Genomic DNA, 24939 nt, shown 5'->3' on the forward strand with positions numbered 1-24939 from the left:
CACGAATGCCGCTCGTCGCGTGCGCTGCGCCGCCAGCGCTTTTTTTCAACCTACCCTCAATTCTTCGTGCCGAACAGCCGGTCGCCGGCGTCGCCCAGACCCGGCACGATGTACGCGTGCTCGTTCAGGTGCGAATCGAGCGAGGCGACGTACAGCTTGACGTCCGGATGCGCGTCCTGGAACACCTGCACGCCTTCGGGCGCGGCCACCAGCGCGAGAAACATGATGTTCTCGGCGGCCACGTTGCGGCGCTTGAGCACGTCGACCGCGTGCACGGCGGAGTTGCCTGTCGCGACCATCGGATCGCACAGGATGAACACGCGGTCCTCCAGGTCCGGCAGGCGCACCAGATATTCGACCGGGCGGTGATCGTCTGCGCGGTACACGCCGATGTGGCCCACCCGCGCCGACGGCACCAGTTCCAGCAGGCCGTCCGACATGCCGATGCCCGCGCGCAGCACCGGCACGATCGCGAGCTTCTTGCCGGCGATCACCGGCGCGTCGATGTCGACGAGGGGCGTGGTGATGCGGCGCGTGGTCATCGGCAGGTTGCGGGTGATCTCGTAGCCCATCAGCAGCGTGATTTCGCGCAGCAGCTCGCGGAACGTGCGCGTCGAGGTGTCCCGGTCGCGCATATGGGACAGCTTGTGCTGGATCAGCGGGTGATCGAGGATGAAAAGATTGGGAAAGCGGCTGTCCTGGGTCATGGCGGGGGCGCAAGCGGCGCAAGAGAGATCAAATCGGGGGCGATCGGAGATCGGTTCGGCGCGCCGCCCGCCGCAATGCGGCTGGCCGGCGGACGCGCCACGGCGCAAGTTTACCGAAAGAGTGCCGCTCGCAGATACCGGAGATTGCGATCGGCAAGCGCAGCGCCCGGCCCAGTCCAGCACTGATTCTTCTAGAATCGGGGAGAACTTTGCAACGCCGGGCGCGCCGATGCGCCGGCACAACGTCACGAGGACGCATCCATGGACATGGGAATCGCAGGACGCACCGCGCTGGTTTGCGCGGCCAGCAAGGGTTTGGGACGCGGTTGCGCGCAAGCGCTGGCCGCCGAGGGCGTCAACCTGACGATCGTCGCGCGCACCGCCGAAACGCTGGAGGCGACCGCGGCCGAGATTCGCAGGCAGAGCGGCGTCGAAGTGAAAACGGTGGCGTGCGACATCACCACGCCCGCCGGCCGGGCTGCCGCGCTGGCCGCCTGTCCGCAGCCCGACATCCTTGTCAACAACGCGGGCGGCCCGCCGCCTGGCGACTTCCGCGATTTCACGCACGAGGACTGGATCCGCGCGCTGGAGAGCAACATGCTCACGCCGATCGAGCTGATCCGCGCGACCATCGACTCGATGAGCGCGCGTGGCTACGGCCGCATCGTCAACATCACGAGTTCGGCGGTGAAAGCGCCGATCGACGTGCTGGGCCTGTCGAACGGCGCGCGTTCGGGGCTCACCGGTTTTGTCGCGGGGCTCGCGCGCAAGGTCGCGCCGACCGGCGTGACGATCAACAACCTGCTGCCGGGCCTGTTCGACACCGACCGCATCGCGGTCACGTTCGAGGCACAGGCCAAGGCGCAAAACATTTCCGTCGACGACGCGCGTAAGCAGCGCATGAAGACGATCCCCGCCGGCCGCTTCGGCAACCGCGACGAATTCGGCCGCGCGTGCGCGTTCCTGTGCAGCGTGCATGCCGGGTACATCACCGGACAGAACTGGCTGATCGACGGCGGCGCGTATCCGGGCACGTTCTGAACGTGTGGCAATGCCGCAGCAGTGGCGCCGGCATTGCCACCCAGCATCATCACAACGACGACAATCACAACAACGGTTTCAGGAGTCTTACGTCATGACCACCCGCATTGCGCTGATCGCGCACGATCACAAGAAGGACGACATCGTCAAACTGGCCGGCGAATACGTCGATACGCTGCGGCGCTGCGACATCATCGCGACCGGCACGACCGGCGGGCGCATCGCCGACGCGCACGGCCTGACGGTCGAGCGAATGCTGTCGGGCCCGCACGGCGGCGACCTGCAGATCGGCGCGCAACTGGCGGAAGGGCGGGTCGACATGGTGATCTTCCTGCGCGATCCGATGACGCCGCAGCCGCACGAACCGGACATCAACGCGCTGGTGCGCGCGTGCGACGTGCATAACATTCCGTGCGCGACCAACATCTCGACCGCGCGCATGGTGCTCGACGTGCTGACCATGCGTCTCACGCAGCAGGTCTGACGGCGCACGCACGCGCGGTGATCTGAACGACACGCGAACAACGTTTGAATAACACCTGCCCTCAAGGAGACGTGATGGTCAAAGCAATCCGATTCGACAAAACCGGCGGCCCGGAAGTGATGAAATGGGTCGACATCGAAGTGGGCGAGCCCGGCGCCGGCGAGATTCGCATCCGGCAGACGGCGGTCGGGCTGAACTATATCGACGTGTATTTCCGCACCGGCCTGTATCCGCTGCCATTGCCGGGAGGCCTCGGCATGGAGGCCGCCGGCGAGGTCAGCGCGGTCGGCCCGGGCGTGAGCGGCCTGAAAACGGGCGACCGCGTCGCCTACGTGGCGCGCCCGCCCGGCGCCTATACGCAGGAGCGCGTGCTGCCGGCCTCGCAGGTCGTCAAGGTGCCCGACGCGCTGAGCGACGAGCAGGCCGCCTCGGCGATGCTGCAAGGCCTGACCGCGCAATATCTGTTGCGCCGCACGTATCCCGTGAAGGCCGGCGACACGATCCTCATTCAGGCCGCGGCGGGCGGCGTGGGTCTGCTCGCGTGCCAGTGGGCCAAGGCGCTCGGCGCGACCGTGATCGGGACGGTCGGCTCCGATGAAAAAGCGCAGATCGCGAAAGCGCATGGCTGCGACCATGCGATCGTCTACACGCGCGAGAATTTCACGAAGCGCGTGCGCGAGATCACCAACGGCGCGGGCGTGCCGGTGGTGTACGACTCGATCGGCAAGGACACGTTTACGGGCTCGCTCGACTGTCTGGCGCCGCTCGGCATGTTCGTGAGCTTCGGCAATGCATCGGGGCCCCTGCCGCCGCTCGATTCGTCGGAATTCGCCGGACGCGGCTCGCTGTTCTTCACGCGCCCGACGCTCTTCACCTATATCGCCAAGCGTGCCGATTACGAGGCGATGTCGGCGGAACTGTTCGACGTGCTCGCGTCGGGCAAGGTCAAGACGAGCATCAACCAGCGTTACGCGCTGGCGGACGTCGGTCAGGCGCACGCGGACCTCGAAGGACGCCGCACCACGGGCTCGACGGTGCTGCTGCCGTAAGCGCCGGTTAGCAGGGCGCGGCCGTCTCGACACGGTCCAACAAGCAAGGCCGCTCCATCACGGGATGGAGCGGCCTTGTCCGTTTACGCGATCTTTATACGCGCACCGTTACCTTTGACCCGTCCTTTACGCGCCACGGCATACCGTTGCATCTATCCAAAGTCCGTGAGTGGAGAACAAAAATGGATGTGTTCTATGTCGGGGGGCTGGTGCTGTTTGCCGCGCTGACCTTTGCGTTGATCGGCGGCTGCGAGAAGTTGATGCAGTTCCGTCGCGGCCAGGGAGCGCGGTCATGACCTGGACCCTCTGGTTGTCCGGCGCGGCCACCGCGTTGCTGTTTGTTTATCTGGTCTATGCGCTGTTGCGCGCGGAGGACATTGAATGAACTCGAACAATGTCCTGCAGGCGGGCCTGTTCATCGTCGTGCTGCTGGCCGCCGCGGTGCCGATGGCCCGTTATCTGGGCGCGGTGATGGACGGCAGCTCGCGCGTGCTCCGCTGGGGCGGTCCGCTCGAGCGTTTGCTGTATCGCATCGCGGGCGTCGATCCTTCGACGGAAATGGGCTGGAAACATTACGCGATCGCCACGGTCGCGTTCAACGTGCTCGGCGTGGCTTTCCTTTACGTGCTGTTGCGCGCGCAAGGCTGGCTGCCGGGCAACCCCCAGCAGTTCGGCGCGATGTCGGTCGACAGCGCGTTCAACACGGCGGTGAGTTTCGTGTCCAACACGAACTGGCAGGATTATTCACCTGAACAGACCGTCGGCTATCTGACGCAGATGCTCGGGCTGACCGTGCAGAACTTCCTCTCTGCAGCGACCGGCATCGTGGTCGTGATCGCGCTGATCCGCGGCTTCGCGCGTCACACCGCGCAAACCATCGGCAACTTCTGGGTCGACATCACGCGGGTGACGCTGTACGTGTTGCTGCCAATGTCGATGATCGCCGCCGCGGTGCTGATGAGCCAGGGCGTGATCCAGAACTTCAAGGCCTATCAGGACGTGCCGACGCTGCAAACCACCACCTACGCCGCGCCGAAACTCGATGCGCAAGGCAATCCGGTAAAGGACGCGAAGGGCAACCCGGTCACGGTCGATACGCCGGTGAAGACTCAGACCATCGCGATGGGCCCGGTGGCGTCGCAGGAAGCGATCAAGTTGCTCGGCACCAACGGTGGCGGTTTTTTCAACGGCAACTCGGCGCATCCGTTCGAAAACCCGACGCCGTTCTCGAACTTCCTGGAGATCTTCTCGATGCTGCTCATCCCCGCCGCGCTCGCGCTGGTGTTCGGCCGCGTCATCGGTGACCGCAAGCAGGGCGTGGCCGTGCTCGCGGCGATGACGATCGGCTTCGGCGTCTGCGTGTTCGGCGAGATCGGCGCGGAGCAGGGCGGCAATCCGGCGCTCACGGCGTTGCATATCGACCAGTCGGCGAATGCGTTGCAGTCGGGCGGCAATGCGGAAGGCAAGGAAACCCGCTTCGGCATCGCGCAGTCGGGCATCTTCACGGTCGCGACCACGGCAGCGTCGTGCGGCGCGGTCGCCAATACGCAGGACTCGCTGACGCCGATCGGCGGCCTCTATCCGATGCTGCTGATGCAGCTTGGCGAAGTGATCTTCGGCGGCGTGGGCTCCGGCATGTACGGGATGCTCGTGTTCGCGATGCTGGCCGTGTTCGTCGCGGGCCTCATGATCGGTCGCACGCCCGAATACGTCGGCAAGAAGATCGAGGCATACGAGATGAAGATGGTGTCGATCGTCGTGCTGCTCACGCCGCTGCTGGTGCTGGTGGGCACGTCGATCGCGGTGTTGAGCAGCGCGGGCAGGGCCGGCATTTTCAATCCCGGCGCGCACGGCTTCTCCGAAATCCTCTACGCGTTCAGCTCGGCGTCGAACAACAACGGCAGCGCATTCGCCGGGCTTTCCGTGAACACGCCGTTCTACAACTGGCTCACCGCGATCGCGATGTGGTTCGGCCGCTTCGGCACGATCGTTCCGGTCCTTGCGATCGCCGGCTCGCTCGCCGCGAAGAAGCGCATCGGCGTGACCGGCGGCACGCTGCCGACGCACGGCCCGCTGTTCGTCGTGCTGCTGCTCGGCACGGTGTTGCTGGTCGGCGCGCTGACTTATGTGCCGGCGCTCGCGCTGGGTCCGGGTGTCGAGCATCTGATGATGATGGGCGCGCATTGAGGCGGCCCATCGACGTGACACGGGCGGCCAACGATTGACCACGCACACGTTACGCGATAACGGTATTCGAGGATTCAATGACTGAACATAATGCAACGAGGTCCATGTTCGACCCGGCGCTGCTGCGTCCGGCGATCGTGGACTCCTTCAAAAAACTCACGCCGCGCACACAGTTTCGCAATCCGGTGATGTTCTGCGTGTACGTCGGCAGCATTCTGACGACCATTCTGTGGGTCGCCGCGCTCGGCGGCCAGGCCGAGGCGCCCGCGGGATTCATTCTCGCGGTCACGTTGTGGCTGTGGTTCACCGTGCTGTTCGCGAACTTCGCGGAAGCGCTCGCCGAAGGCCGTTCGAAGGCCCAGGCTGCGTCGCTGCGCAGCGCGAAGAAAGACGTGATGGCCAAGAAGCTCAACGAGCCGCATCCGAAGTCGCCGATCCGCATTCTGACGGCGTCCGATCTGCGCAAGGGCGACGTCGTGCTGGTCGAAACCGGCGACGTGATTCCGGCCGACGGCGAAGTGATCGACGGCGTCGCGTCGGTCGACGAATCGGCGATCACCGGCGAATCCGCGCCGGTGATCCGCGAGTCGGGCGGCGACTTTTCGTCGGTGACGGGCGGCACGCGCGTGCTGTCGGACTGGATCGTCGTGCGCGTCACGGCGAATCCGGGCGAGGCGTTCCTCGACCGCATGATCGCGATGGTCGAAGGCGCGAAACGTCAGAAGACGCCGAACGAAATCGCGCTGACGATCCTGCTGGTCGCGCTGACCATCGTGATGCTGCTTGCCACCGCGACGCTGCTGCCGTTCTCGATGTTCTCGGTGCAGGCCGCGCAAGCGGGCCACGTGGTGACGATCACCGCGCTGGTCGCGTTGCTGGTGTGTCTGATTCCGACCACCATCGGCGGTTTGCTGTCGGCGATCGGCGTGGCGGGCATGAGCCGCATGATGCAGGCCAATGTGATCGCCACCTCGGGCCGCGCGGTGGAAGCCGCCGGCGACGTCGACGTGCTGCTGCTCGACAAGACCGGCACGATCACGCTCGGCAACCGTCAGGCATCGCAGTTCGTGCCGGCGCCGGGCGTGACCGAAGAAGCGCTCGCGGACGCCGCGCAGCTCTCGTCGCTCGCCGATGAAACGCCGGAAGGCCGCAGCATCGTCGTGCTCGCCAAACAGCGCTTCAACATCCGCCAACGCGACATGGCCGCGCTGCATGCGCTGTTCCTCGCATTCACCGCGCAAACGCGGATGAGCGGCGTCGACCTGCCGCCCAACGACAGCGCCGGCGCGCCGGGCCGCGAAATCCGCAAGGGCGCGGCCGACGCGGTGAAGCACTACGTCGAAGGTAACGGCGGCCGCTTCCCGGACGAAGTCAGCAACGCGGTAGCCGAGATCGCGCGGCGCGGCAGCACGCCGCTCGTCGTGGCCGAGAAGCTCACCGGGCAGAACGCGCGCGTGCTCGGTGTGATCGAGTTGAAGGACGTCGTGAAGGGCGGCATCAAGGAGCGCTTCGCCGAGTTGCGCAAGATGGGTATCAAGACGGTGATGGTGACCGGTGATAACCGCCTGACCGCGGCGGCGATCGCCGCCGAAGCCGGCGTCGACGATTTCCTCGCCGAAGCGACGCCCGAAGCGAAGCTCGCGACGATTCGCGCGCACCAGGCCGAAGGACGGCTGGTCGCGATGACCGGCGACGGCACCAACGACGCCCCGGCGCTTGCGCAGGCCGACGTCGCGGTGGCGATGAACACCGGCACGCAGGCCGCGAAAGAGGCTGGCAACATGGTCGACCTCGATTCGAATCCGACCAAGCTGATCGAGATCGTCGAGATCGGCAAGCAGATGCTGATGACGCGTGGCTCGCTCACCACGTTCTCGATCGCCAACGACGTCGCCAAATACTTCGCGATCATTCCGGCCGCGTTCGCGACCACCTATCCGGCGCTGAACGCGCTGAACGTGATGCACCTGGCCACGCCGGCCTCGGCGATCATGTCGGCGGTGATTTTCAATGCGCTCGTGATCGTGCTGCTGATTCCGCTCGCGCTCAAGGGCGTGCGTTATCGCGCGCTGGGCGCGGCGATCCTGCTGCGGCGCAATCTGCTGGTCTACGGTTTGGGCGGGATCATCGTGCCGTTCATCGGCATCAAGCTGATCGATATGGTGCTGGCCGCGTTCGGCTGGGTCTGAAGCCCGGGTGCTTCGAAAGCAAAGGAATCATTCATCATGAAAAATCTGTTTCGTCCGTTGTTCGTGATCTTCGCGGTGCTCACCGTGTTCACGGGTCTCGCTTACCCCGCGGTGATGACCGCCTTCGGTCAGGCCGCTTTCCACGATCAGGCGAACGGCAGCCTGATCGAACAGAACGGCAAGCTGGTCGGCTCGCAACTGATCGGCCAGCAGTTCGACGCGCCGCAGTACTTCTGGGGCCGTTTGTCGGCCACCAGCCCGATGCCGTACAACGCACAGGGTTCGAGCGGGTCGAACCTCGGGCCGACCAACCCGGCGCTGCTCGACGAAGTGAAGGGGCGTCTCGACGCGTTGAAGGCGGCCGGCACGGATATGTCGAACCCGGTGCCGGTCGATCTGGTGACCTCGTCGGGCAGCGGTCTCGATCCGGAGATCAGCCCGGCGGCCGCGGACTATCAGATCGGGCGCGTCGCGGCCGCGCGCAAGCTCGCGCCGAACGACGTGCAGGCGCTGGTCGACCGTTATACGACCGGCCGCCAGTTCGGCATTCTCGGTGAGCCGCGCGTGAACGTGCTGAAACTGAATCTGGCGCTCGACGAAATGACACGCGGCTAAAGGCCTTTGCCATTGTTATTTTCCTTCGCGGCACCCCGGCCGAGCCGCTATTTGCGGGCCGGCGGCGACCGTGCCACCATGCGGGTAGCGCCGCTCGCACGACTATGAAAACCACTGAGCATGAACCGCCCCGATCCTGACGAACTGCTCGACAAGCTGCAGCGCGATGAAGAAAAACGTCTGCGCGGCCGGCTGAAGATTTTCTTCGGCGCGTCGGCCGGCGTGGGCAAGACCTACGCGATGCTGCAGGCCGCGCGCCGCCGCCATGACGAAGGCGCGGACGTCGTGGTCGGCATCGCCGAAACGCATGGTCGCAGCGAGACCGCCGCGCTGCTCGACGGCCTCGACGTGCTGCCGCTCGCGCATATCGAGTATCGCGGCCGCAAGCTCGGCGAGTTCGATCTCGACGCCGCGCTCGCGCGCAAGCCGCAGCTGATTCTCGTCGACGAACTGGCGCATTCGAACGTGCAGGGCGCGCGCCATCTGAAGCGCTGGCAGGACGTCCACGAACTGCTCGACGCGGGCATCGACGTCTATACGACGGTCAACGTCCAGCACCTCGAAAGCCTGAACGACGTGGTCGGCCAGATCACCGGCATTCGCGTGTGGGAGACGGTGCCGGACCGCGTGTTCGATCGCGCTGACGAAGTCACGCTGGTCGACCTGCCCGCCGAGGAGCTGCTCGACCGGATGCGCGACGGCAAGGTGTATTTGCCGCAGCAGGCCGAGCGCGCGGTGCGCAACTTCTTTCGCAAGGGCAATCTGATCGCGCTGCGCGAGCTGGCGTTGCGCCGCACCGCGGACCGCGTCGATGCGCAGATGCGGGAATATCGCGCGGACCGTTCGATCCAGCGCGTCTGGCAGGCGCGCGAGCGCTTGCTGGTGTGCGTGGGGCCGGGCCCGGAAGCGCCCGCGCTGGTGCGCGCGGCGGCGCGCCTCGCCGCCAGCCTGAAGGCCGACTGGCTCGCCGTCTATGTGGAAACGCCGGCGTTGCAACGTCTGTCCGATGCGCGCCGCGAACGCACGTTGAACGCGTTGAAGCTCGCCGCTGAACTCGGCGCTGAAACCGCAACGCTCGCGGGCGCCGATGCGGTCGCTGCGCTGACCGGCTATGCGCAGGCGCGCAATGTGTCGAAGCTGGTGGCGGGCGCTTCGTCGCGCACGGGTCCGAGGCGCTGGCTGCGCCGGCCGTTCGGCGAGCGCATCGCCGAACGGGCGGGCGAGCTTGATCTCACGCTGATTCGCGCGTCGGCGGAACGTGATGGCGGTGAGCCGCGGCGCTTGTTGAATACCACCGCGAACGCATGGCGCGAGGCGCTGAGCGAGGCGCGCGAACGCCGTTCGCCGCCGCGTGCGTATGGGCTCGCGCTGCTGATCTGTGCGGCCGTCACGCTGCTGTCGAGCCAGCTGATCGACCGTATCGATCTGGCCAACCTCGTGATGCTGTATCTGCTCGGCGTGATCTTCACGGCGGCGAAGCTGGGGCGCGGGCCGGGCGTCGTGCTGTCGTTCCTGAGCGTGGCCGCGTTCGATTTCTTCTTCGTGCCGCCGCGCATGTCGCTGTCGGTGTCCGATACGCAGTACTTGCTGACCTTCTTCGGCATGCTGCTGACCTCGCTCGTGATCAGCCATCTGACTTCGAGCCTGCGCCGCGAGGCGAGCGTCGCGCGACGCCGCGAGCAACGCACCGGCGCCATGTACGCGATGGCGCGCGAACTCGCGGCGGCGCTGACCACCGAGCAGATCGTCGCGATTGGCAGCCGGCACGTGAGCGAGGTGTTCGGCGCGCGCGTCGCGATCCTGTTGCCGGATAGCGTCGATCACGTCAAACAGAAAATCGAGGACCCTGACGCGGCGATCACGCTCGAAGGCGAACTGCTCGACCTCGACGTCGGCCAGTGGGTCTACGATCAGCAGAAGCCGGCCGGTCACGGCACCGACACTTTGCCCGCCGCTGCCGCGCTGTATCTGCCGCTGAAGGCGCCGATGCGCACGCGCGGCGTGCTCGCGGTCGTGCTGCGCGACGAGCGCGAGCTGGACGTGCCCGAGCAGCAACGCATGCTCGACGCGTTCGCCGCGCAGATCGCGCTGGCGCTGGAGCGGGTGCATTACGTCGACATCGCGCGCGATGCGCTCGTCAACATGGAGTCGGAGCGCCTGCGCAACTCGCTGCTCTCCGCCATCTCGCACGATCTGCGCACGCCGTTGACCACCATCGTCGGCTTTTCGTCGATGCTGGCGCAAACGCGCAAGACCCCCACTGACGCAGGTGCGCCAATGCAACCGGCCGACGACCTCGTCGACGCGATTCACGAGGAAGCGCTGCGCATGACCGGCATCGTCACCAATCTGCTCGACATGGCGCGCCTGCAGGCGGGCAGTCTGCAACTGAACCGGCAGTGGACGCTGCTCGAAGAAACGGTGGGCGCGGCGCTGCGTGCGTGCAAACGCGTGCTGGCGGGTCATCCGGTGCAGGTCAGGCTGCCCGCCGATCTGCCGCTGCTCGATCTCGACGCCGTGCTGATGGAGCGGCTTTTCTCGAACCTGTTCGAGAACGCGGCCAAGTACACCGCGCCGGGGACGCCGTTGACGATCGGCGCGCAACGCATCGACGCGGACGGCATGCCGTCCGTGCGCGTCACCATCGACGACGACGGCCCCGGTCTGCCCGCCGGCATGGAAGCGCGCGTGTTCGAGAAATTCACGCGCGGCGAGAAGGAGTCGGCCAAGCCGGGCATCGGCTTGGGGCTCGCGATCTGCCGCGCGATCGTCGAGGCGCACGACGGTACAATCGGCGCGCTCAACCGGCTCGCAGCGGACGGCCGCGTCGAAGGCGCGCGCTTCTGGTTCACGCTGCCGGCGCACACGCCGCCCGACGCGCCGGATGCGCTGGAAGACGAAGGCGCCGAGCCGCCGGCGCATGCCGATCTCCTCGCCGACCCTCACACCGGCGCCGAGCGCGCCGCCACCCTCAACCCGCTGGCCAAGCCGACCCATGAGTGAGCCGAGCATCACCGTTGTTCTGATTGAAGACGAAAAGCAGATTCGCCGTTTCGTACGCACCGCGCTGGAAGGCGAGGGCATCGTCGTGCACGACGCCGAAACGGGCAAGCAGGGTCTGGTCGAAGCCGCGACCCGCAAGCCGGATCTGGTGATCGTGGATCTCGGCCTGCCCGACACCGACGGTCTCGACGTCATCCGCGAACTGCGCGGCTGGAGCGAACTGCCGGTGATCGTGCTGTCGGCGCGCACCCAGGAGAGCGAGAAGGTCGCCGCGCTCGACGCCGGCGCGGACGATTATCTGACCAAGCCCTTCGGCGTGTCCGAGCTGCTCGCGCGCATCCGCGCGCAGATGCGGCGGCGCAATCATGGCGGCGCGAACGAGTCGCCGCAGGTGCACTTCGGCGCGGTCATCGTCGATCTCGCCTTGCGCCAGGTCACGCGCGACGGCGCCGCGGTCCATCTGACGCCGATCGAATACCGGCTGCTCGCGACGCTCGTGCGCCATGCCGGGCGCGTGCTGACGCACCGGCAACTGCTGCGCGACGTGTGGGGGCCCTCGCATGTCGAGAGCCATCACTATCTGCGCATCTACATGGCGCATCTGCGCGGCAAGCTGGAGCGCGATCCGGCGCAGCCGGAACATATCATCACGGAAACCGGCGTCGGTTATCGGCTGGTGGGCGCAGTGTGAGCCGCCCGCGAAGCGGCGCGCACGTCGCTTCGATATAATTACGCTCTGTAAGGACGACCTTACGCTTTGCTACGAACGGGGACGGCCCCATTTTTTCATGGAGCTGTCTCATGTCCTGGTTGCTTCTCCTGATTGCCGGTTTGCTCGAAGTCGCGTGGGCGGCCGGCCTCAAAACCTCCGAAGGTTTCACCCGGCTGTGGCCGTCCGTGTTCACGATCGTGACCGCGCTCGGCAGCTTCGCGCTGCTCGCCGTCGCGATGCGCCAGCTGCCGCTCGGCACGGCCTATGCCGTGTGGACGGGGATCGGCGCGGTCGGCGCATTCATCTTCGGCGTCGTGATGATGGGCGAGGCGCTGAGCGTCGCGCGCGTCGCCAGCGCGGCGCTGATCGTGATTGGCTTGATCGGGCTGAAGCTGTCGTCGGGGCATTGAAGGCCCGGCTGCGAGCTCGCGCGTGGGAGCCCCGCTGGCCGGTCCCGCGCGACAAAGCCGGGTGAAGGGAAGGGGGGAATCTGGCCGAGCCTGGGTGAGCCTGGGTGAGCGCACCGGCGTCTGCCCCGCGGCCACACCGGCGCCGCCGATTATTCGCCGCTCTACGTCCGACGAATTAAGGTGGCTATAATGAAACCGAATCCAACCTGACATTGCCCGCGGCCTCCATGGCGCGGCCGGCTTGGCGCGGGTCTGACGACTTCGGTGTGGGGCTTCTCCTGTCCCGGCCCGCCGACGCGTCCGGCACGCACAGCGCGCCTGGAGGCGGCCATGCTTGAATCACTTTCGCTTGCTGCAGGCCTTTCGTGGGGCAGCGGTCTGCGCCTCTATCTGACGGTTCTGCTCGCCGGCGTGTTCGAACGCCTCGGTTTCATCCATCTTCCCGATACGCTGTCCGCGCTGTCCTCGCCGTGGGTAATCGGCGCGGCCGCCGTGCTGACGCTCACCGAATTCCTCGCCGACAAGATTCCCGCGTTCGATTCGCTCTGGGACGCGGTCCATACGTTCATCCGCATTCCGGCCGGCGCCGTGCTGGCGGCCGGCGCGCTCGGCCATGCCGATCCGGCGCTGCTGACCGTCGCCGCGCTCGCGGGCGGCACGTTGGCGGGCACAGCGCATCTGGCGAAGGCGGGCACGCGCGCGCTGATCAATCTGTCGCCTGAGCCGGTGTCGAATGTGGTCACCTCGACCGCCGAGGACGGTCTCGTGTTCGGCGGCATGCTGCTCGCGCTGTTCGTGCCGCTCGTGTTCCTCGTGCTGATGGTGGGCTTTTTGGTGCTGGCGGGCTGGGCGCTGCCGCGGCTCTGGCGCGGCGTGCAGGGCGGCTTTCGCGGCATGGCCACGCACATGGTGTCGCGTTTTGCCAGGAGCAGGCACGATTGAGCGATACGATACGGGGTTCCTTGGCGCGCGCTAACCCGACGCCCGCACGCCGGTTCGGCGGCAGAGATCTGCTGCGTCAGGCCATCCGCATGACGGCGCGCGACTGGCGCGCCGGCGAATTGACGATGCTGCTGCTGGCGCTGGTGCTGGCCGTCGCGGCGTTGTCGAGCGTCGGCTTTCTGGCCGACCGCTTGCATCAGGGACTCGAGCGCGACGGGCGGCGCATGATCGCCGCCGATTTCATCGTGCGCGCCGATCATCCGGTCGATCCGCAATTCGCCGCGCAAGCCAAAGCGCTCGGTTTGGACACCGCCAGCACGGCGATCTTCCCCAGCATGATCAATTCGACCGGCGCGTCCGGCGCGCAGCCGGTCTCGCGCCTTGCCGCGATCAAGGCGGTGTCGCCGGGTTATCCGTTGCGCGGCGCGTTGCGGATCGCGGCGGCGCCCGGCGCGCCGGACCATCCCGCGCAATCGATTCCCGCGCCCGGCACCGTCTGGGTCGATCAGGCATTGCTCGACGCGCTGAAGGTCCATGTGGGCGACACCGTGAAAGTCGGCAATCGCAGCTTCACGATCGGCGCGCTGATCACCCGCGAACTGGACCGCGGCTTTTCGTTCGTCAACTTCTCGCCGCGTTTGATGTTGCGCGCCGACGAAGTGCAGTCGACCGGCCTCATCACCTTCGGCAGCCGCGTGACTTACCGGCTGCTGGTGGCGGGCGCGGACGCGTCGGTGGCGAAGTTCGCACAGTTCGCGCACGGCAAGGTGGACGACGGCAAGATGCGCGGCGTTGCGCTCGAATCATTGCAGGACGGCCAGCCGCAAGTGCGCCAGACGCTCGATCGCGCGAGTCATTTCCTCACGCTCGTGTCGCTGCTCACCGCGCTGCTCGCGGCCGTGGCGATTGCGATGGCCGCGCACCGCTACATGCGCCGGCATCTGGACGGCTGCGCGGCGATGCGCTGTCTCGGCGTGAGCCAGGCCGCGCTGCGCGCGCTGTTCACGCTGGAGTTCGTCGGGCTTGGTGTGATCGGCGGCGCGCTCGGTGTCGCGCTCGGTTATCTCGGGCATCTCGCGTTGCTGAGGTGGCTCGGCAGTCTGATCGACGTCGCGCTGCCGTACCCGACCGTCTGGCCCGCGCTCCAGGGCATCGCGGCTGGCCTCGTGCTGCTGCTCGGCTTCGCGCTGCCGCCGCTGTTGCCGCTCACGCGCGTGCCGCCGGTGCGCGTGCTGCGCCGTGAGTGGGGCGAAGCGGGGCGCACCGCGTGGGCCGCCTACGTGCTCGGCATCGTGCTGTTCGCCGCGCTCCTGATCGTCGCGGCGGGCGAGTTGAAGCTCGGCGGGATCGTTGCGGGCGGGTTTGCCGGCGGACTGCTGGTGTTCGCGTGCATCGCGCGGCTCGCGCTGTGGGGCGCGGCGCGCCTCGTGCGCAGCGAGCGCGTGAACGCGGGAATCGGCTGGCGCTATGCGCTGGCGTCGCTGGAGCGGCGCAGCGGCGCGAGCGCGTTGCAGATCACCGCGCTCGGCATCGGCCTCATGTGCCTGCTGCTGATCGCGATGACGCGCAACGACCTCGTGGAAGGCTGGCGCAAGTCGACGCCGCCGGATGCGCCGAACGAATTCATCATCGACATCCAGCCTGACCAGCGCGACGCGGTCACGCACTATCTGGACACGCACGGCGTGCCGGGCACGGTGCTCTCGCCGATGGTGCGCGGGCGGCTCACGGCGATCAACGGCAAGCCGGTCAATCCGGATTCGTTCAAGGGCAACGACGCGAAGCGCCTCGTGGACCGCGAATTCAATCTGTCGTACACGACCGAGTTACCCGACGACAACCGCATCGCCGCCGGCACCTGGTACGGCGACACGAAGACACCGCAGATCTCGATCGAGCAGGGGCTCGCCAAGCTGATCAACGTGAAGCCCGGCGACGTGCTGCGCTTCGACGTGACCGGCTTGCAGATCGACGCGCCGGTGACGAGCGTGCGCAAGCTCGACTGGGGGTCATTCAAGGTCAACTTCTTCGTGCTGATGCCGCCCGCCGCGTTGCAGGATTTCCCGGCCACCTTCATCACGAGCTTTCATCTGCCGCAGGAAAAGCAGACGACAATCGACGGCCTGATCGGCGCTTATCCAAACCTCACGGCTATCGACACCGGTCCGATCCTCGCACAGATTCAGCGCGTGTTGCAGCAGGTGATCGGCGCGGTGCAGTTCCTGTTCGCGTTTACGCTGGCGGCAGGCGTGCTGGTGTTGTACGCGGCGCTCGCCGGCACGCGCGACGAGCGTATGCGAGAATCCGCGCTGCTGCGCGCGCTCGGCGCGTCGCATCGCCAGGTGCGCGCAGTGCAGATTGCCGAGTTCGTCGCGGTGGGCGCGCTGGCCGGGGCGATGGCCGCTGTGGGCGCGCAGATCATCGGTTGGGTGTTGGCCACGCGGGTGTTCGAGTTCTATCTGAGCTTCAATCCGTGGCTGCTGCCGGCGGGGATCGCCGCGGGCGTCGCCTGTGCCGGTGTCGGCGGCTGGCTGAGCTTGCGGCATGTGTTGGCGCGGCCCGCGTTGCAGTCGCTGCGGGATGCGTGATTTTTCTTATCCGTTGATGAGCAGGTTATGAGCGATTTGAACGACGAAGTGTCCGCGGCGCAGCCGACGGCCTTCGATCTGGTAGGCGGCGAAGCGCGCGTACGCGAACTGGTCGACCGGTTTTACGACCTGATGGATCTGGAAGCGGATTTCGCCGGCATTCGGGCTTTGCATCCGGAATCGCTCGAGGGTTCGCGCGACAAGTTTTTCTGGTTCCTGTGCGGCTGGCTCGGCGGCCCGGATCACTACATCAGCCGCTTTGGCCATCCGCGTCTGCGCGCAAGGCATTTGCCGTTTGCGATCGCATCGAGCGAGCGGGATCAGTGGCTCAGATGCATGGCATGGGCGATGGAGGATATCGGCCTCGCCGAAGCGCTGCGCGAGCGTCTGCTCGGTTCGTTTTTCGAAACCGCCGACTGGATGCGCAACCGCAATGGCTGACGCATCCGGCGCGACATACTCGACGTCCGCCGACTACCTGGGCCTCGCGCCGCAAGCGCGCGCGGTTCTCGACTGCTGGTTCGATGCGCCGGATGCACCGCACTTCGGCGAGGAGCACAAACGCTGGTTTTCCCGCGACGAAGCATTCGATGCGATGTTGCGGGAACGCTTTGGCGCCTTGATTGACGCGGCGGTTGATGCATCGGGCGACATTGCAAGCGCCACCTCGCCCGACCATTGGCAGGCCACGCCACTCGGCGCGTTGGCGCTGATCATCGTGCTGGACCAGTTCTCGCGCAATTGCCACCGCAACACGCCGCGAGCGTTCGCCGCCGATCAGAAAGCACTGCGCATCGCGCAACAGATGATCGCAAGCGGCGCTGATCGCCTGTTGCCGACCGTGCATCATCGCGCGTTCGCCTATCTGCCGTTCGAACACGACGAGACGCTCGCCAGCCAGCGCGAATCGCTGCGTTTGTTCAAACTGTTGGAAGCGGAACCCGGCGGCAAGTCGTACTACCGGTTCGCCGTGCGGCATGCGGAAATCATCGAGCGCTTCGGGCGCTTTCCGCATCGCAATGGGGTGCTCGGGCGCTCGTCGACGGACGAGGAGCGCGCGTTTCTGCGCGAACCCGGCTCGTCGTTCTAAGGCCGCGAACTGCGCCTCGTCAACCGCGTGGCCGGTCGGCTTAACGTCGCCGGAACCGCTCGCCGAAGCCCGCGCGCAAAAAACACGGCCAAACCACGGCGCGGGTATGCGCGCGTCAAGCGACTCAGCGTCCACCGGCAACGTCGATCAACGCGCCGGTCACGTACGATGCCGCGTCGCTCATCAACCAGACGATCGTTTCAGCGACTTCATCCGCGCTGCCCGGGCGGCCGAGCGGCGTGGTCGCGCCGAGTTGCGCGGCGCGCTCGGGCTTGCCGCCGCTGGCGTGGATCTCGGTGTCGATCAGGCCGGGGCGCACCGCGTTCACGCGCACGCCTCGCGGGCCGAGTTCCTTGGCGAGGCCGAGCGTCATCGTGTCGACCGCGCCTTTCGAGCCGGCGTAATCGACGTATTCGTTCGGCGAGCCGAGGCGCGCCGCCGCCGACGAGATATTGACGATCACGCCGCCCGCGCCGCCGCGATCGGTCGACATGCGCCGCGCGGCTTCGCGCGCGCACAGGTATGCGCCGAGCACGTTGACATCGAACATGCGCTTCAGGCGCGCGAGGTCTATGTCGGCGAGCGCGCTCGACGGCGCGACGATGCCCGCGTTGTTGACGAGCGCATCGATCCGGCCGAACTTCTGCTGGAGCGTGTCGAACATCGCGATGACGTCGGCTTCGTTCGCGACGTCGCCTTCGATCGCCACGGCGCGGCCGCCGGCGCGCTCGACTTCGGCGACGGTGGCCTCCGCGGCGGCCAGATTCCGCGCGTAATTCACGCCGACGCACCAGCCGCGCGCGCCAAGCAGACACGCGCTCGCGCGGCCAATGCCGCGGCTGCCACCGGTGATCAGAACGGCTTTCGTCATCGCAACCTCATCGTTCGGGTGAGGGCCGCGCGAACGGCGCAGCCGGTGGGACGAGCGCCCGGGTGCGCGCGCGGGAATCAATCGGTGTGCCCCTGCCATCAAACGCGTCGCGTGAGACCGGGTCGCGTCAGACCGCGTCGCGCTTGATCGCCCACTTGTCGCTTGCGGGCGGCTGATAGCGTTGCAGCTTGCCGATCAGCGCGGCCGGGTCGGCATCGATCTGCAGGATGTCGAAATAGGTCTGGCGCATGAAGCCTTCGTCGACCGTGTGCTGCAGAAGCTTGATCAACGGATCGTAGAAGCCGTCGATATTCAGCACTGCCACCGCTTTCTGGTGATAGCCGAGCTGCGCCCACGTGAAGACCTCGAACAGCTCTTCGAGCGTGCCCGCGCCACCCGGCATCGCGACGAACGCGTCCGACAGGTCGGCCATCATCTTCTTGCGATGGTGCATGTCGGGCACCACGTGCAGTTCGGTCAGCCCGTTATGGCCGACTTCCTTGTTGACCAGCAGCTCGGGAATCACGCCGATCGCGCGGCCACCTTCGGCCATCACCGTATCGGCGATCACACCCATCAGCCCGACCTTGCCGCCGCCGTAGACCAGCGCGAGATCAGCCTGCACCAGCGCGCGGCCGAATGCGCGCGCCGCCTCCGTATACAACGGCTTGGCTCCGTTGGAGGAGCCGCAATACACACACACCGACTTCATACTCACACGTCCTTCGATTCGTTGCGGGGCGCGGCGCCTTCCTTGGGCGGCAGGTAATCGTAGAACTCGCGCTTGGGCAGCTTGCCGGACACGAGGTCGTCGAAAAGCTGCCGCGAGCGGCCGCGCAGATAAGGCGCCATCAGCGACACGATCTGCACGCTCACCTGATGCAGCTCCGCGCGAATCGCTTCCTGCTCGTTGTACTTGCGCGGATTCATCACGAATTGATACGACAGCCAGTACGTGCCGATCACGCCGACGTTGGTGGCGATCACATGCATTTCTTGCGGCGTGGCGACCATCTCGCCGTCGGCGACGAGCTGCTCGCAGAACTGGCTCGCAAAGCGCACCTTGTGGCTGATGATCTGCTTGAAGTGCGTTTCGAGCGTGCGGTTGCGTGCGAGCAGGTCGTTCAGGTCGCGATACAGGAAGCGGTAGCGCCACGTGAAATCGACCATGTACTGCAGGTACGACCACATTTCGTCGATAGTCGCGCGATGGTCTTCGGGGAAGCGCAGACGCTTTTCGATCTCTTGCTCGAACTGGCTGAAGATGCTGTTGATGATGTCGTCTTTGTTGCGGAAGTGGTAGTACAGGTTGCCTGGACTGATTTCCATTTCCTCGGCGATCGTCGTCGTCGTGACGTTCGGCTCGCCGATTTCGTTGAACAGCTTCAACGACAGTTCGAGAATCCGTTCGCGCGTGCGGCGGGGAGGTTTGGCTTCCATGTCGTCCGGCCCTGGTTATGCCGGGATGATCGCGCGGCGGCGTGCCGCTGCTGCGTGGTCCACCCGGTTGCGGTTGGTATATGAGCGCCTGCAAACCTGCCGCTCGGCGACAGGGCCCCCGCGGGAGCAAGACAACGCCGGGCGGCCCGGCGTTGTCTCATGAGACTATCAAACGATTATAAACCGAGCGTTCTTATACCAAGCGGATCGTCAGGGTTTTCATCCTCGGCGAGGGTTGGCGCGCAACAGAAACAGGCTGCGATGGCGGTGGGACAGCGTTTCAAACGCTTGCGGCCGCTACGCGGCGCGCTGTCATAGCCATGCGCGCAGCCAACGCGCGACGAGCGGTCCGACGAGCAGCGCCCACGTCATCACGCACATGCCGAGCGCGACCATCACGGCCGCGCTGCCGAGGTCCTTCGCGCGGCGTGACAACTCGTGGCGTTCGAGCGAGATCCGGTCGATCGCCGCCTCCACGCTCGAATTCAACAGCTCGACAATCAGCACCAGCAGCACCGAGCCGAGCAGCAGCACACGCGACACCGGCTCGACCGGCACCAGCAGGCCGCACGGAATCAGGATCGCGGCGAGCGTGAGTTCCTGGCGAAACGCGCTTTCCTCACGGATCGCGACACGGAATCCGGCCAGCGAATTTTTCATCGCGTGCCATGCGCGGGTGAGGCCGCGGTTGCCCTTGTACGGATTGAACGGCAGGGGCGTGAGCGGATCGTCGGGGCTGAGCGGCTCGTGTGCGGTGCTGTCGATGCCGTTTGAATCGTGCGCAGCGTCCGCATGATCCGGCGCGCCGGGTTCGCCGACATCGTCGAACGGCTCGATGCCGGTGGGGTCGTGTTTGACGTCGTGGCCGACATCGCGCTCGGCATTGACGGCGCGCAGCGCGCCGTTCGACGCACGCCTCAGCGTGGCCTGGGTGGATTGGCTGGTTCGCATGGAGGGCTCGCGCGCCGCGTCAGGCGGCGGCGCTTTCCTCATGATACGACGCATGCGGCAGTGGTTTCAGATGCGCGGCGAATTGCGCGGAAGCCGCCGCCCACGAGAAGCGCTCCGCCCATGCGCGCGCATGATGGCGATCGATCTTCAGCGCTTCGAGACAGGCCTCTTGCAGATCCTCGTGCATCGCGCCCGCGCCGCCGTCGCCCAGCACGTCGATCGGACCGGTGACCGGATAGGCCGCCACCGGCGTGCCGCATGCGAGCGCTTCGAGCAGCACGAGCCCGAAGGTGTCGGTGCGGCTCGGGAACACGAAGACGTCGGCTGCCGCGTACACCTTCGCGAGTTCCGCCTGCGTGAGCACGCCGAGATAATTCGCTTGCGGATAGCGCGACTTCAGCTCGCCGAGCGCGGGTCCTTCGCCGGCGACCCATTTCGAGCCGGGCAGGTCGAGCTTCAAAAACGCCTCGACGTTCTTCTCGACCGCCACGCGTCCCACGTACAGAAAGATCGGCCGCGCGGAGTTGAGCACTTTCGAGTCCATCGGATGAAAGATCTCGAGGTCGACACCGCGGGTCCACAGCACGACATTCGTGAAGCCGAATTTTTCGAGGTCCTGCTTGACCACCGGCGTGGGCGCCATCACGGCCAGCGATGGCTTGTGAAACCAGTGCAGAAACTTGTAGGTCGCGGCGAGCGGTATGCCGAAACGCGCCTGCACGTATTCCGGAAAGCGCGTGTGATAGGCGGTCGTGAACGGCAGCTTGTGACGCAGCGCATACGCACGTGCGGCCATGCCGAGCGGACCTTCGGTGGCGATGTGCAACGCGTCGGGCGCGAACGTGTCGATGCGCTCGCGCAGCTTGCGGCGCGGCAGCAGCGACAGACGGATCTCCGGATAAGTCGGGCAGGGAATGGTTTTGAATTCGAGCGGCGTCAGCAGATCGACGTGGTGGCCGAGCGCGGTGAGCTCGCGCGTGGTGTTCTTCAGCGTGCGCACGACGCCATTGACCTGCGGTTCCCATGCGTCGGTGACGATCATGATCTTCATCGGCTTGTTCCTCGATTCGGGTCCAAAGGAAGTTAGGGGGACTACGCGGTCGCCCGGGCCTTCTGCGTGCCGGCTTGCGGCGCGCGCAGCGTGGTCCAGTAGATCACCTTGAGTTCGCCTTCATAGGTCTCGACGAGTGCCGACAGACTTTCGACCCAGTCGCCGTCGTTGCAATACAGCACGCCGTCGATGTCGCGCATCTCGGCTTTGTGAATGTGTCCGCAGACCACGCCGTCGCAGCCGCGGCGGCGCGCTTCGTCGGTCATCACCGTTTCGAACGACGAGATGAAGTTCACCGCGTTCTTCACCTGATGCTTCAGGTACTGCGACAGCGACCAGTACGGAAAGCCGAGCTTGCTGCGGATGCGGTTGAACCAGCGGTTCAGGACGAGGATCATCGTGTAGAGCGTGTCGCCGAGATACGCGAGCCACTTCGCGTGCTGGATCACGCCGTCGAACAGATCGCCATGCACGATCCACAGCCGCTTGCCAGCGAGCGTCGTGTGAAACGCTTCACCGCGCACGTGGATGTCGCCGAATGCGAGGTCGCAGAACTGGCGCGCGGCTTCGTCGTGATTGCCGGGCACGTAGATGACCTGGGTGCCTTTGCGGGCCTTGCGCAGCACCTTCTGCACGACGTCGTTGTGCGCCTGCGGCCAGTACCAGCCCTTCTTCAACTGCCAGCCGTCGATGATGTCGCCGACGAGGTACAGATACTCCGACTCGTTATGACGCAGGAAGTCGAGCAGATAGGGCGCCTGGCAACCGCTCGAACCGAGATGGATGTCGGACAGCCAGATGGTGCGGTAACGGTGCGGGTCGGCGTGCTCGTCTTCGGGATGGGCGGCGTGCGCGTCGAGAGGCGGCGCCACGGGCAACGGCAAGCCGTGGTGAGTGGGGATGGGGTCCGGGCGGAACGCGACGGTGTCGACGCTCGGGCCGGTCTGGCGGAACAGGGAAGTCGCGGACGTTTTGGGGTCCATGGCTCACGCGTCGAGTTGCGGTGCCCGTATTGAGCCGGGCGCGCGTGACCGTGCCGTGACAGTCATGAGAAGTTCTTATTACTACGGCGTGGGGTGAGGTGTGGATCGCGCGGCGGAGCGATGCGCTTAGGGTGCGCGGCAGAAGAGCGTGGTTGGCATGCTTGGCCTCGCTTGCGCGGCCAGGCGGGAGGTGACTGCGTGAACGGCTATTTCATGGACTGCCGGGCATGCCGGACAGACACAGCCGCCCGGAGGGTGAGTGCGCCGTTCGCTCAGCGTGCGGCGGCAATCACGCGCGTACCCGCGAGCCGGTCGTGCAGGAACCGACGCTGCGGGTCGAAGCGGCCGGTCGCGGCCCACAGCACGAACCAGATGCCGGCGATCGCCAGCGTCTGCGGCAGGCGCAGCCCGAGCAGCGGATGCAGCGCGAGCGGCGGCAGGAACCACAGCCACGCGAGCACGTAACGGGCGATCGCCCGTCCCGTGGACAGCGGCGCGCCGTCGGCGGCGACGACCCGCAAGCGCCAGGTTTTCATCGGCAGGGTCTGGCCGCTGTGAGTCCAGAACCAGACGAAGTACAGACCGACCACGAGGCCGATCCATGCGGCAAGCAGGTTGTGATGGGTGAGCCCGTTGCGTTGCTGCGTCAGCGTGCTGAACAGATAGCCGGCGACGAACATCACGCCGAACAGGATCAGCGCTTCGTAGAGCAGCGCGGCGAGGCGCCGTCGAACGGTGGGGGCGATGCGGGATGCATCGGCGGGCGGTGTCGAGGTGGTGAGCGTCTGGGACACGGGGAGCCGGATCAGGAGCCGTTGAAGAGCGACGGCGCCTCGGCCGGTGACACCGGCAGCGGCGTGGCGGGCACGAAGCTGCCCGCGGCCGGAATCGCGGGCGCGGCGGCCGGCACCGGCAACGATGCGGCCGCAACGGCGCTCGCCGCCGCTACGCTGCTTGCGCCGCGCTCGCGCGCATTGACGATCCGGTCGAGACCCTTGATTTCGTTGCGCGCCGACGGCGGCGCGCTGACGACGCTCGGCCGCCGTTTGCGCTCGCTCGCGGCCAGCCGCTGCTTCTGTTCTTCAGGTAACTGCTGATAGGCCTTCCACGCGTTCTGACGAGCCTCGCGCGGCAATTCCTTCGACACCTGATAATTCTCGCGTGCGACGCGCCGCTGGTCGGGCGTCATGCGCACCCATTCGCTCATGCGCTCATGCAGGCGCTTTTGCGCATCGGGCGACATCTTGGGATAGCGCGACGCGATCTTGATCCACTTGCGTTTGCGTTCGTCGCTGAACGAATCCCACTGGGCTTCGAACGGCGCGAGCGCGAGATGTTCGGCCGAGGTGAGGCGCGACCACGCCATCGGGCTTTTGCTGCCGGGCAGGCTCGGCAATTCGACGGCGAGGGTGGGAGCGGGCGTCCTGGCCGTGGCGTTGCCGCCGGCCGAGTGTGCGCTGACGGGCGAGGGGCTCGGGTAAAAGCGCGGATACGTCGCGGCGAACGACACCAGGGCCGCGATCGCACATCCGAAAACAACGGCCAGGCCGCGCTTGTAACTCACCCGAAAAATCTCCCGCTCAGTGGTGGGCGCGTGAAAGGTACGCGTTGAAACCGTGGTCGAGATAGGCATTGAGCGGCAGGTCGTCGCTAAGCATGGCGGCATCGATATCGGCGAGTTCGGCGGTGCGCTGCTGGTCTTCCCAGTAGGCAATGCCGATGAGGCTCACGACCAGCGCGGCGAGCGGCCACGCGAGCGCGAAGCGGCGCAGCGGCGAACGGCGGCGCTGCGGGACTTCGACTTGCGGCAGACCGGACGGCATGCCGGCGAAAGCGGGCACCAGCACCGGCGCGCTGACGGCTTCGGGCTTCTTGCGGGCGAGCGCGGCACGGCGCGCCGCGGCGAGTCGATCGACGGTGGCGGGGGCAATGCGGGCGGCGTTTTCGTCGAGCGCGCGGCGCACCTGGCGCGCGAACTCGAGTTCTTTGGTTTCGAGGGAGCTCATAGGGTGATTCCTTTGGCCTTGAGCGCTTGCGCCAGCGTGTGGGTGGCCCGCGAACAGTGCGTCTTCACACTGCCTTCGGAGCAGCCCATCGCGGCGGCAGTCTCGGCGACATCCATATCTTCCCAATAACGCATGAGAAACGCCTCCCGTTGACGTGCCGGTAATTTTTGGATCTCGTCGTCGATCGACTGCAGGATCTGCTCGCGCTCGAGTTTCCGCTCGTTGCTCTCGGCCCCGGCCGAGCCTTGCTGGGCCTCGAAGGTTTCCAGCGGGTCGAATTCGTCGTCGTCGGCATTGCCGAGCGACGAGAACAGGCTAACCCACGTATTGCGTACTTTGGCACGACGGAAATAGTCGTGCATCGCATTCTGCAGAATACGCTGAAACAGCAGCGGCAACTCGGCGGGCGGACGGTCGCCGTATTTTTCGGCGAGCTTGATCATCGCGTCCTGCACGATATCGAGCGAGGCGTCGTCGTCCCGCACGGCGTAGACCGTCTGCTTGAATGCGCGCCTTTCGACGCCCGCCAGAAAATCGGCGAGTTCCTTGTCTGATGCCATCCGTTTGGGGGTCGGCGCAGCGAGCGTGCGCGTAATCGGTCGAAAAATGTCGTAAAGCCC

Annotated in this window: 26 protein-coding genes; 15 read left to right on the forward strand and 11 right to left on the reverse strand. The window is 66.2% G+C overall.

Annotation, left to right across the window (positions count from 1 at the left end):
• Positions 1-56: 56 nt before the first annotated feature.
• Entirely contained in the window at positions 57-707 is a 651-nt protein-coding gene (upp, locus tag B0G69_RS11410; protein ID WP_121316995.1) for a uracil phosphoribosyltransferase, read from the reverse strand.
• Positions 708-968: 261 nt separating this feature from the next.
• On the opposite strand from upp, the gene B0G69_RS11415 reads away from it, so the two are divergent.
• The 15 genes from B0G69_RS11415 to B0G69_RS11485 all read left to right on the forward strand — a co-directional run bounded on the left by B0G69_RS11415 (position 969) and on the right by B0G69_RS11485 (position 17017).
• A complete protein-coding gene (locus B0G69_RS11415; protein ID WP_121316997.1) occupies positions 969-1748 on the forward strand; it encodes an SDR family oxidoreductase in 780 nt (259 codons plus the stop codon).
• 94 nt (positions 1749-1842) lie between these two features.
• A complete protein-coding gene (locus tag B0G69_RS11420; protein ID WP_121316999.1) occupies positions 1843-2232 on the forward strand; it encodes a methylglyoxal synthase in 390 nt (129 codons plus the stop codon).
• Positions 2233-2306: 74 nt separating this feature from the next.
• The gene (locus tag B0G69_RS11425) at positions 2307-3281 is read left to right on the forward strand and encodes a quinone oxidoreductase (protein WP_121317001.1); all 975 of its coding nucleotides are present in this window, start codon (positions 2307-2309) and stop codon (positions 3279-3281) included.
• Between the two features lie 182 nt (positions 3282-3463).
• Positions 3464-3577, forward strand: a complete 114-nt coding sequence (locus B0G69_RS11430) for a potassium ABC transporter ATPase (protein WP_121317003.1) — start codon at positions 3464-3466, stop codon at positions 3575-3577.
• Positions 3574-3666, forward strand: coding sequence for a K(+)-transporting ATPase subunit F (kdpF, locus tag B0G69_RS11435; RefSeq protein ID WP_121317005.1), 93 nt, complete (start codon positions 3574-3576; stop codon positions 3664-3666). Before B0G69_RS11430 ends, kdpF begins: the two co-directional genes overlap by 4 nt.
• On the forward strand, positions 3663-5468 hold the full coding sequence (gene kdpA / locus B0G69_RS11440; RefSeq protein ID WP_121317007.1) for a potassium-transporting ATPase subunit KdpA: 1806 nt from the start codon (positions 3663-3665) through the stop codon (positions 5466-5468). The genes kdpF and kdpA overlap by 4 nt, the downstream gene beginning before the upstream one ends.
• Before the next feature lie 77 nt (positions 5469-5545).
• A complete protein-coding gene (kdpB, locus tag B0G69_RS11445) occupies positions 5546-7657 on the forward strand; it encodes a potassium-transporting ATPase subunit KdpB (RefSeq protein WP_121317009.1) in 2112 nt (703 codons plus the stop codon).
• A gap of 36 nt (positions 7658-7693) precedes the next feature.
• Positions 7694-8272: a potassium-transporting ATPase subunit KdpC gene (gene kdpC / locus B0G69_RS11450; RefSeq protein WP_121317011.1), complete on the forward strand. Its 579-nt coding sequence runs from the start codon at positions 7694-7696 to the stop codon at positions 8270-8272.
• A 120-nt stretch (positions 8273-8392) separates the two neighbouring features.
• The gene (locus tag B0G69_RS11455; RefSeq protein WP_121317013.1) at positions 8393-11275 is read left to right on the forward strand and encodes a DUF4118 domain-containing protein; all 2883 of its coding nucleotides are present in this window, start codon (positions 8393-8395) and stop codon (positions 11273-11275) included.
• Positions 11268-11966 carry a two-component system response regulator KdpE gene (gene kdpE / locus B0G69_RS11460; protein WP_121317015.1) on the forward strand — a complete coding sequence of 233 codons (699 nt, stop codon included), beginning with the start codon at positions 11268-11270 and terminating at the stop codon, positions 11964-11966. The genes B0G69_RS11455 and kdpE overlap by 8 nt, the downstream gene beginning before the upstream one ends.
• A gap of 110 nt (positions 11967-12076) precedes the next feature.
• Positions 12077-12397 (forward strand): quaternary ammonium compound efflux SMR transporter SugE, encoded by a 321-nt coding sequence (gene sugE / locus B0G69_RS11465; RefSeq protein ID WP_121317017.1) that lies wholly within the window; start codon positions 12077-12079, stop codon positions 12395-12397.
• A gap of 330 nt (positions 12398-12727) precedes the next feature.
• Entirely contained in the window at positions 12728-13339 is a 612-nt protein-coding gene (locus B0G69_RS11470; protein WP_121317019.1) for a DUF4126 domain-containing protein, read from the forward strand.
• 89 nt (positions 13340-13428) lie between these two features.
• A complete protein-coding gene (locus B0G69_RS11475; RefSeq protein ID WP_121319324.1) occupies positions 13429-15927 on the forward strand; it encodes an FtsX-like permease family protein in 2499 nt (832 codons plus the stop codon).
• Positions 15928-15954: 27 nt separating this feature from the next.
• Positions 15955-16368 carry a group II truncated hemoglobin gene (locus B0G69_RS11480; protein WP_121317021.1) on the forward strand — a complete coding sequence of 138 codons (414 nt, stop codon included), beginning with the start codon at positions 15955-15957 and terminating at the stop codon, positions 16366-16368.
• Positions 16361-17017: a DUF924 family protein gene (locus tag B0G69_RS11485; protein WP_121317024.1), complete on the forward strand. Its 657-nt coding sequence runs from the start codon at positions 16361-16363 to the stop codon at positions 17015-17017. The genes B0G69_RS11480 and B0G69_RS11485 overlap by 8 nt, the downstream gene beginning before the upstream one ends.
• 124 nt (positions 17018-17141) lie before the next feature.
• Here the strand turns inward: B0G69_RS11485 and B0G69_RS11490 are convergent, their stop codons facing one another.
• From B0G69_RS11490 to B0G69_RS11535, 10 genes are all read right to left on the reverse strand, one after another.
• Positions 17142-17888, reverse strand: coding sequence for an SDR family oxidoreductase (locus B0G69_RS11490; protein WP_121317027.1), 747 nt, complete (start codon positions 17886-17888; stop codon positions 17142-17144).
• A gap of 127 nt (positions 17889-18015) precedes the next feature.
• Positions 18016-18600 (reverse strand): TIGR00730 family Rossman fold protein, encoded by a 585-nt coding sequence (locus B0G69_RS11495; protein WP_121317029.1) that lies wholly within the window; start codon positions 18598-18600, stop codon positions 18016-18018.
• Positions 18601-18602: 2 nt separating this feature from the next.
• Complete coding sequence (locus B0G69_RS11500; RefSeq protein WP_121317031.1) at positions 18603-19328, reverse strand: TetR/AcrR family transcriptional regulator; 726 nt, start codon at positions 19326-19328, stop codon at positions 18603-18605.
• A 312-nt stretch (positions 19329-19640) separates the two neighbouring features.
• The gene (locus B0G69_RS11505; RefSeq protein ID WP_121319326.1) at positions 19641-20279 is read right to left on the reverse strand and encodes a diacylglycerol kinase; all 639 of its coding nucleotides are present in this window, start codon (positions 20277-20279) and stop codon (positions 19641-19643) included.
• A 19-nt stretch (positions 20280-20298) separates the two neighbouring features.
• The gene (locus tag B0G69_RS11510; protein WP_121317033.1) at positions 20299-21330 is read right to left on the reverse strand and encodes a glycosyltransferase family 1 protein; all 1032 of its coding nucleotides are present in this window, start codon (positions 21328-21330) and stop codon (positions 20299-20301) included.
• Positions 21331-21371: 41 nt separating this feature from the next.
• The gene (locus tag B0G69_RS11515; RefSeq protein WP_121317035.1) at positions 21372-22313 is read right to left on the reverse strand and encodes a UDP-2,3-diacylglucosamine diphosphatase; all 942 of its coding nucleotides are present in this window, start codon (positions 22311-22313) and stop codon (positions 21372-21374) included.
• A gap of 272 nt (positions 22314-22585) precedes the next feature.
• Entirely contained in the window at positions 22586-23107 is a 522-nt protein-coding gene (locus tag B0G69_RS11520; RefSeq protein ID WP_121317037.1) for an RDD family protein, read from the reverse strand.
• A gap of 11 nt (positions 23108-23118) precedes the next feature.
• The gene (locus tag B0G69_RS11525) at positions 23119-23877 is read right to left on the reverse strand and encodes a DUF3106 domain-containing protein (protein ID WP_121317039.1); all 759 of its coding nucleotides are present in this window, start codon (positions 23875-23877) and stop codon (positions 23119-23121) included.
• A gap of 16 nt (positions 23878-23893) precedes the next feature.
• Entirely contained in the window at positions 23894-24319 is a 426-nt protein-coding gene (locus B0G69_RS11530) for a DUF3619 family protein (RefSeq protein ID WP_121317041.1), read from the reverse strand.
• On the reverse strand, positions 24316-24879 hold the full coding sequence (locus B0G69_RS11535; RefSeq protein WP_121317042.1) for an RNA polymerase sigma factor: 564 nt from the start codon (positions 24877-24879) through the stop codon (positions 24316-24318). Before B0G69_RS11535 ends, B0G69_RS11530 begins: the two co-directional genes overlap by 4 nt.
• Positions 24880-24939 lie beyond the last annotated feature (60 nt).

Source organism: Paraburkholderia sp. RAU2J, assembly GCF_003634845.1.
Lineage (GTDB): Bacteria > Pseudomonadota > Gammaproteobacteria > Burkholderiales > Burkholderiaceae > Paraburkholderia > Paraburkholderia fynbosensis.

Excerpts from the sequence above, each read along its gene's own strand:
- B0G69_RS11500 (WP_121317031.1), bottom strand. The coding sequence starts at position 19,328 with ATGGAAGCCAAACCTCCCCGCCGCACGCGCGAACGGATTCTCGAACTG.
- B0G69_RS11535 (WP_121317042.1), bottom strand. The coding sequence starts at position 24,879 with ATGGCATCAGACAAGGAACTCGCCGATTTTCTGGCGGGCGTCGAAAGG.
- kdpB (WP_121317009.1), top strand. The coding sequence starts at position 5,546 with ATGACTGAACATAATGCAACGAGGTCCATGTTCGACCCGGCGCTGCTG.
- upp (WP_121316995.1), bottom strand. The coding sequence starts at position 707 with ATGACCCAGGACAGCCGCTTTCCCAATCTTTTCATCCTCGATCACCCG.
- B0G69_RS11485 (WP_121317024.1), top strand. The coding sequence starts at position 16,361 with ATGGCTGACGCATCCGGCGCGACATACTCGACGTCCGCCGACTACCTG.
- B0G69_RS11530 (WP_121317041.1), bottom strand. The coding sequence starts at position 24,319 with ATGAGCTCCCTCGAAACCAAAGAACTCGAGTTCGCGCGCCAGGTGCGC.
- kdpC (WP_121317011.1), top strand. The coding sequence starts at position 7,694 with ATGAAAAATCTGTTTCGTCCGTTGTTCGTGATCTTCGCGGTGCTCACC.
- B0G69_RS11495 (WP_121317029.1), bottom strand. The coding sequence starts at position 18,600 with ATGAAGTCGGTGTGTGTGTATTGCGGCTCCTCCAACGGAGCCAAGCCG.
- B0G69_RS11505 (WP_121319326.1), bottom strand. The coding sequence starts at position 20,279 with ATGCGAACCAGCCAATCCACCCAGGCCACGCTGAGGCGTGCGTCGAAC.
- B0G69_RS11480 (WP_121317021.1), top strand. The coding sequence starts at position 15,955 with ATGAGCGATTTGAACGACGAAGTGTCCGCGGCGCAGCCGACGGCCTTC.
- B0G69_RS11470 (WP_121317019.1), top strand. The coding sequence starts at position 12,728 with ATGCTTGAATCACTTTCGCTTGCTGCAGGCCTTTCGTGGGGCAGCGGT.
- B0G69_RS11415 (WP_121316997.1), top strand. The coding sequence starts at position 969 with ATGGACATGGGAATCGCAGGACGCACCGCGCTGGTTTGCGCGGCCAGC.
- B0G69_RS11420 (WP_121316999.1), top strand. The coding sequence starts at position 1,843 with ATGACCACCCGCATTGCGCTGATCGCGCACGATCACAAGAAGGACGAC.
- B0G69_RS11475 (WP_121319324.1), top strand. The coding sequence starts at position 13,429 with ATGACGGCGCGCGACTGGCGCGCCGGCGAATTGACGATGCTGCTGCTG.
- kdpF (WP_121317005.1), top strand. The coding sequence starts at position 3,574 with ATGACCTGGACCCTCTGGTTGTCCGGCGCGGCCACCGCGTTGCTGTTT.
- B0G69_RS11490 (WP_121317027.1), bottom strand. The coding sequence starts at position 17,888 with ATGACGAAAGCCGTTCTGATCACCGGTGGCAGCCGCGGCATTGGCCGC.
- B0G69_RS11510 (WP_121317033.1), bottom strand. The coding sequence starts at position 21,330 with ATGAAGATCATGATCGTCACCGACGCATGGGAACCGCAGGTCAATGGC.
- kdpA (WP_121317007.1), top strand. The coding sequence starts at position 3,663 with ATGAACTCGAACAATGTCCTGCAGGCGGGCCTGTTCATCGTCGTGCTG.
- sugE (WP_121317017.1), top strand. The coding sequence starts at position 12,077 with ATGTCCTGGTTGCTTCTCCTGATTGCCGGTTTGCTCGAAGTCGCGTGG.
- B0G69_RS11455 (WP_121317013.1), top strand. The coding sequence starts at position 8,393 with ATGAACCGCCCCGATCCTGACGAACTGCTCGACAAGCTGCAGCGCGAT.
- kdpE (WP_121317015.1), top strand. The coding sequence starts at position 11,268 with ATGAGTGAGCCGAGCATCACCGTTGTTCTGATTGAAGACGAAAAGCAG.
- B0G69_RS11425 (WP_121317001.1), top strand. The coding sequence starts at position 2,307 with ATGGTCAAAGCAATCCGATTCGACAAAACCGGCGGCCCGGAAGTGATG.
- B0G69_RS11430 (WP_121317003.1), top strand. The coding sequence starts at position 3,464 with ATGGATGTGTTCTATGTCGGGGGGCTGGTGCTGTTTGCCGCGCTGACC.
- B0G69_RS11515 (WP_121317035.1), bottom strand. The coding sequence starts at position 22,313 with ATGGACCCCAAAACGTCCGCGACTTCCCTGTTCCGCCAGACCGGCCCG.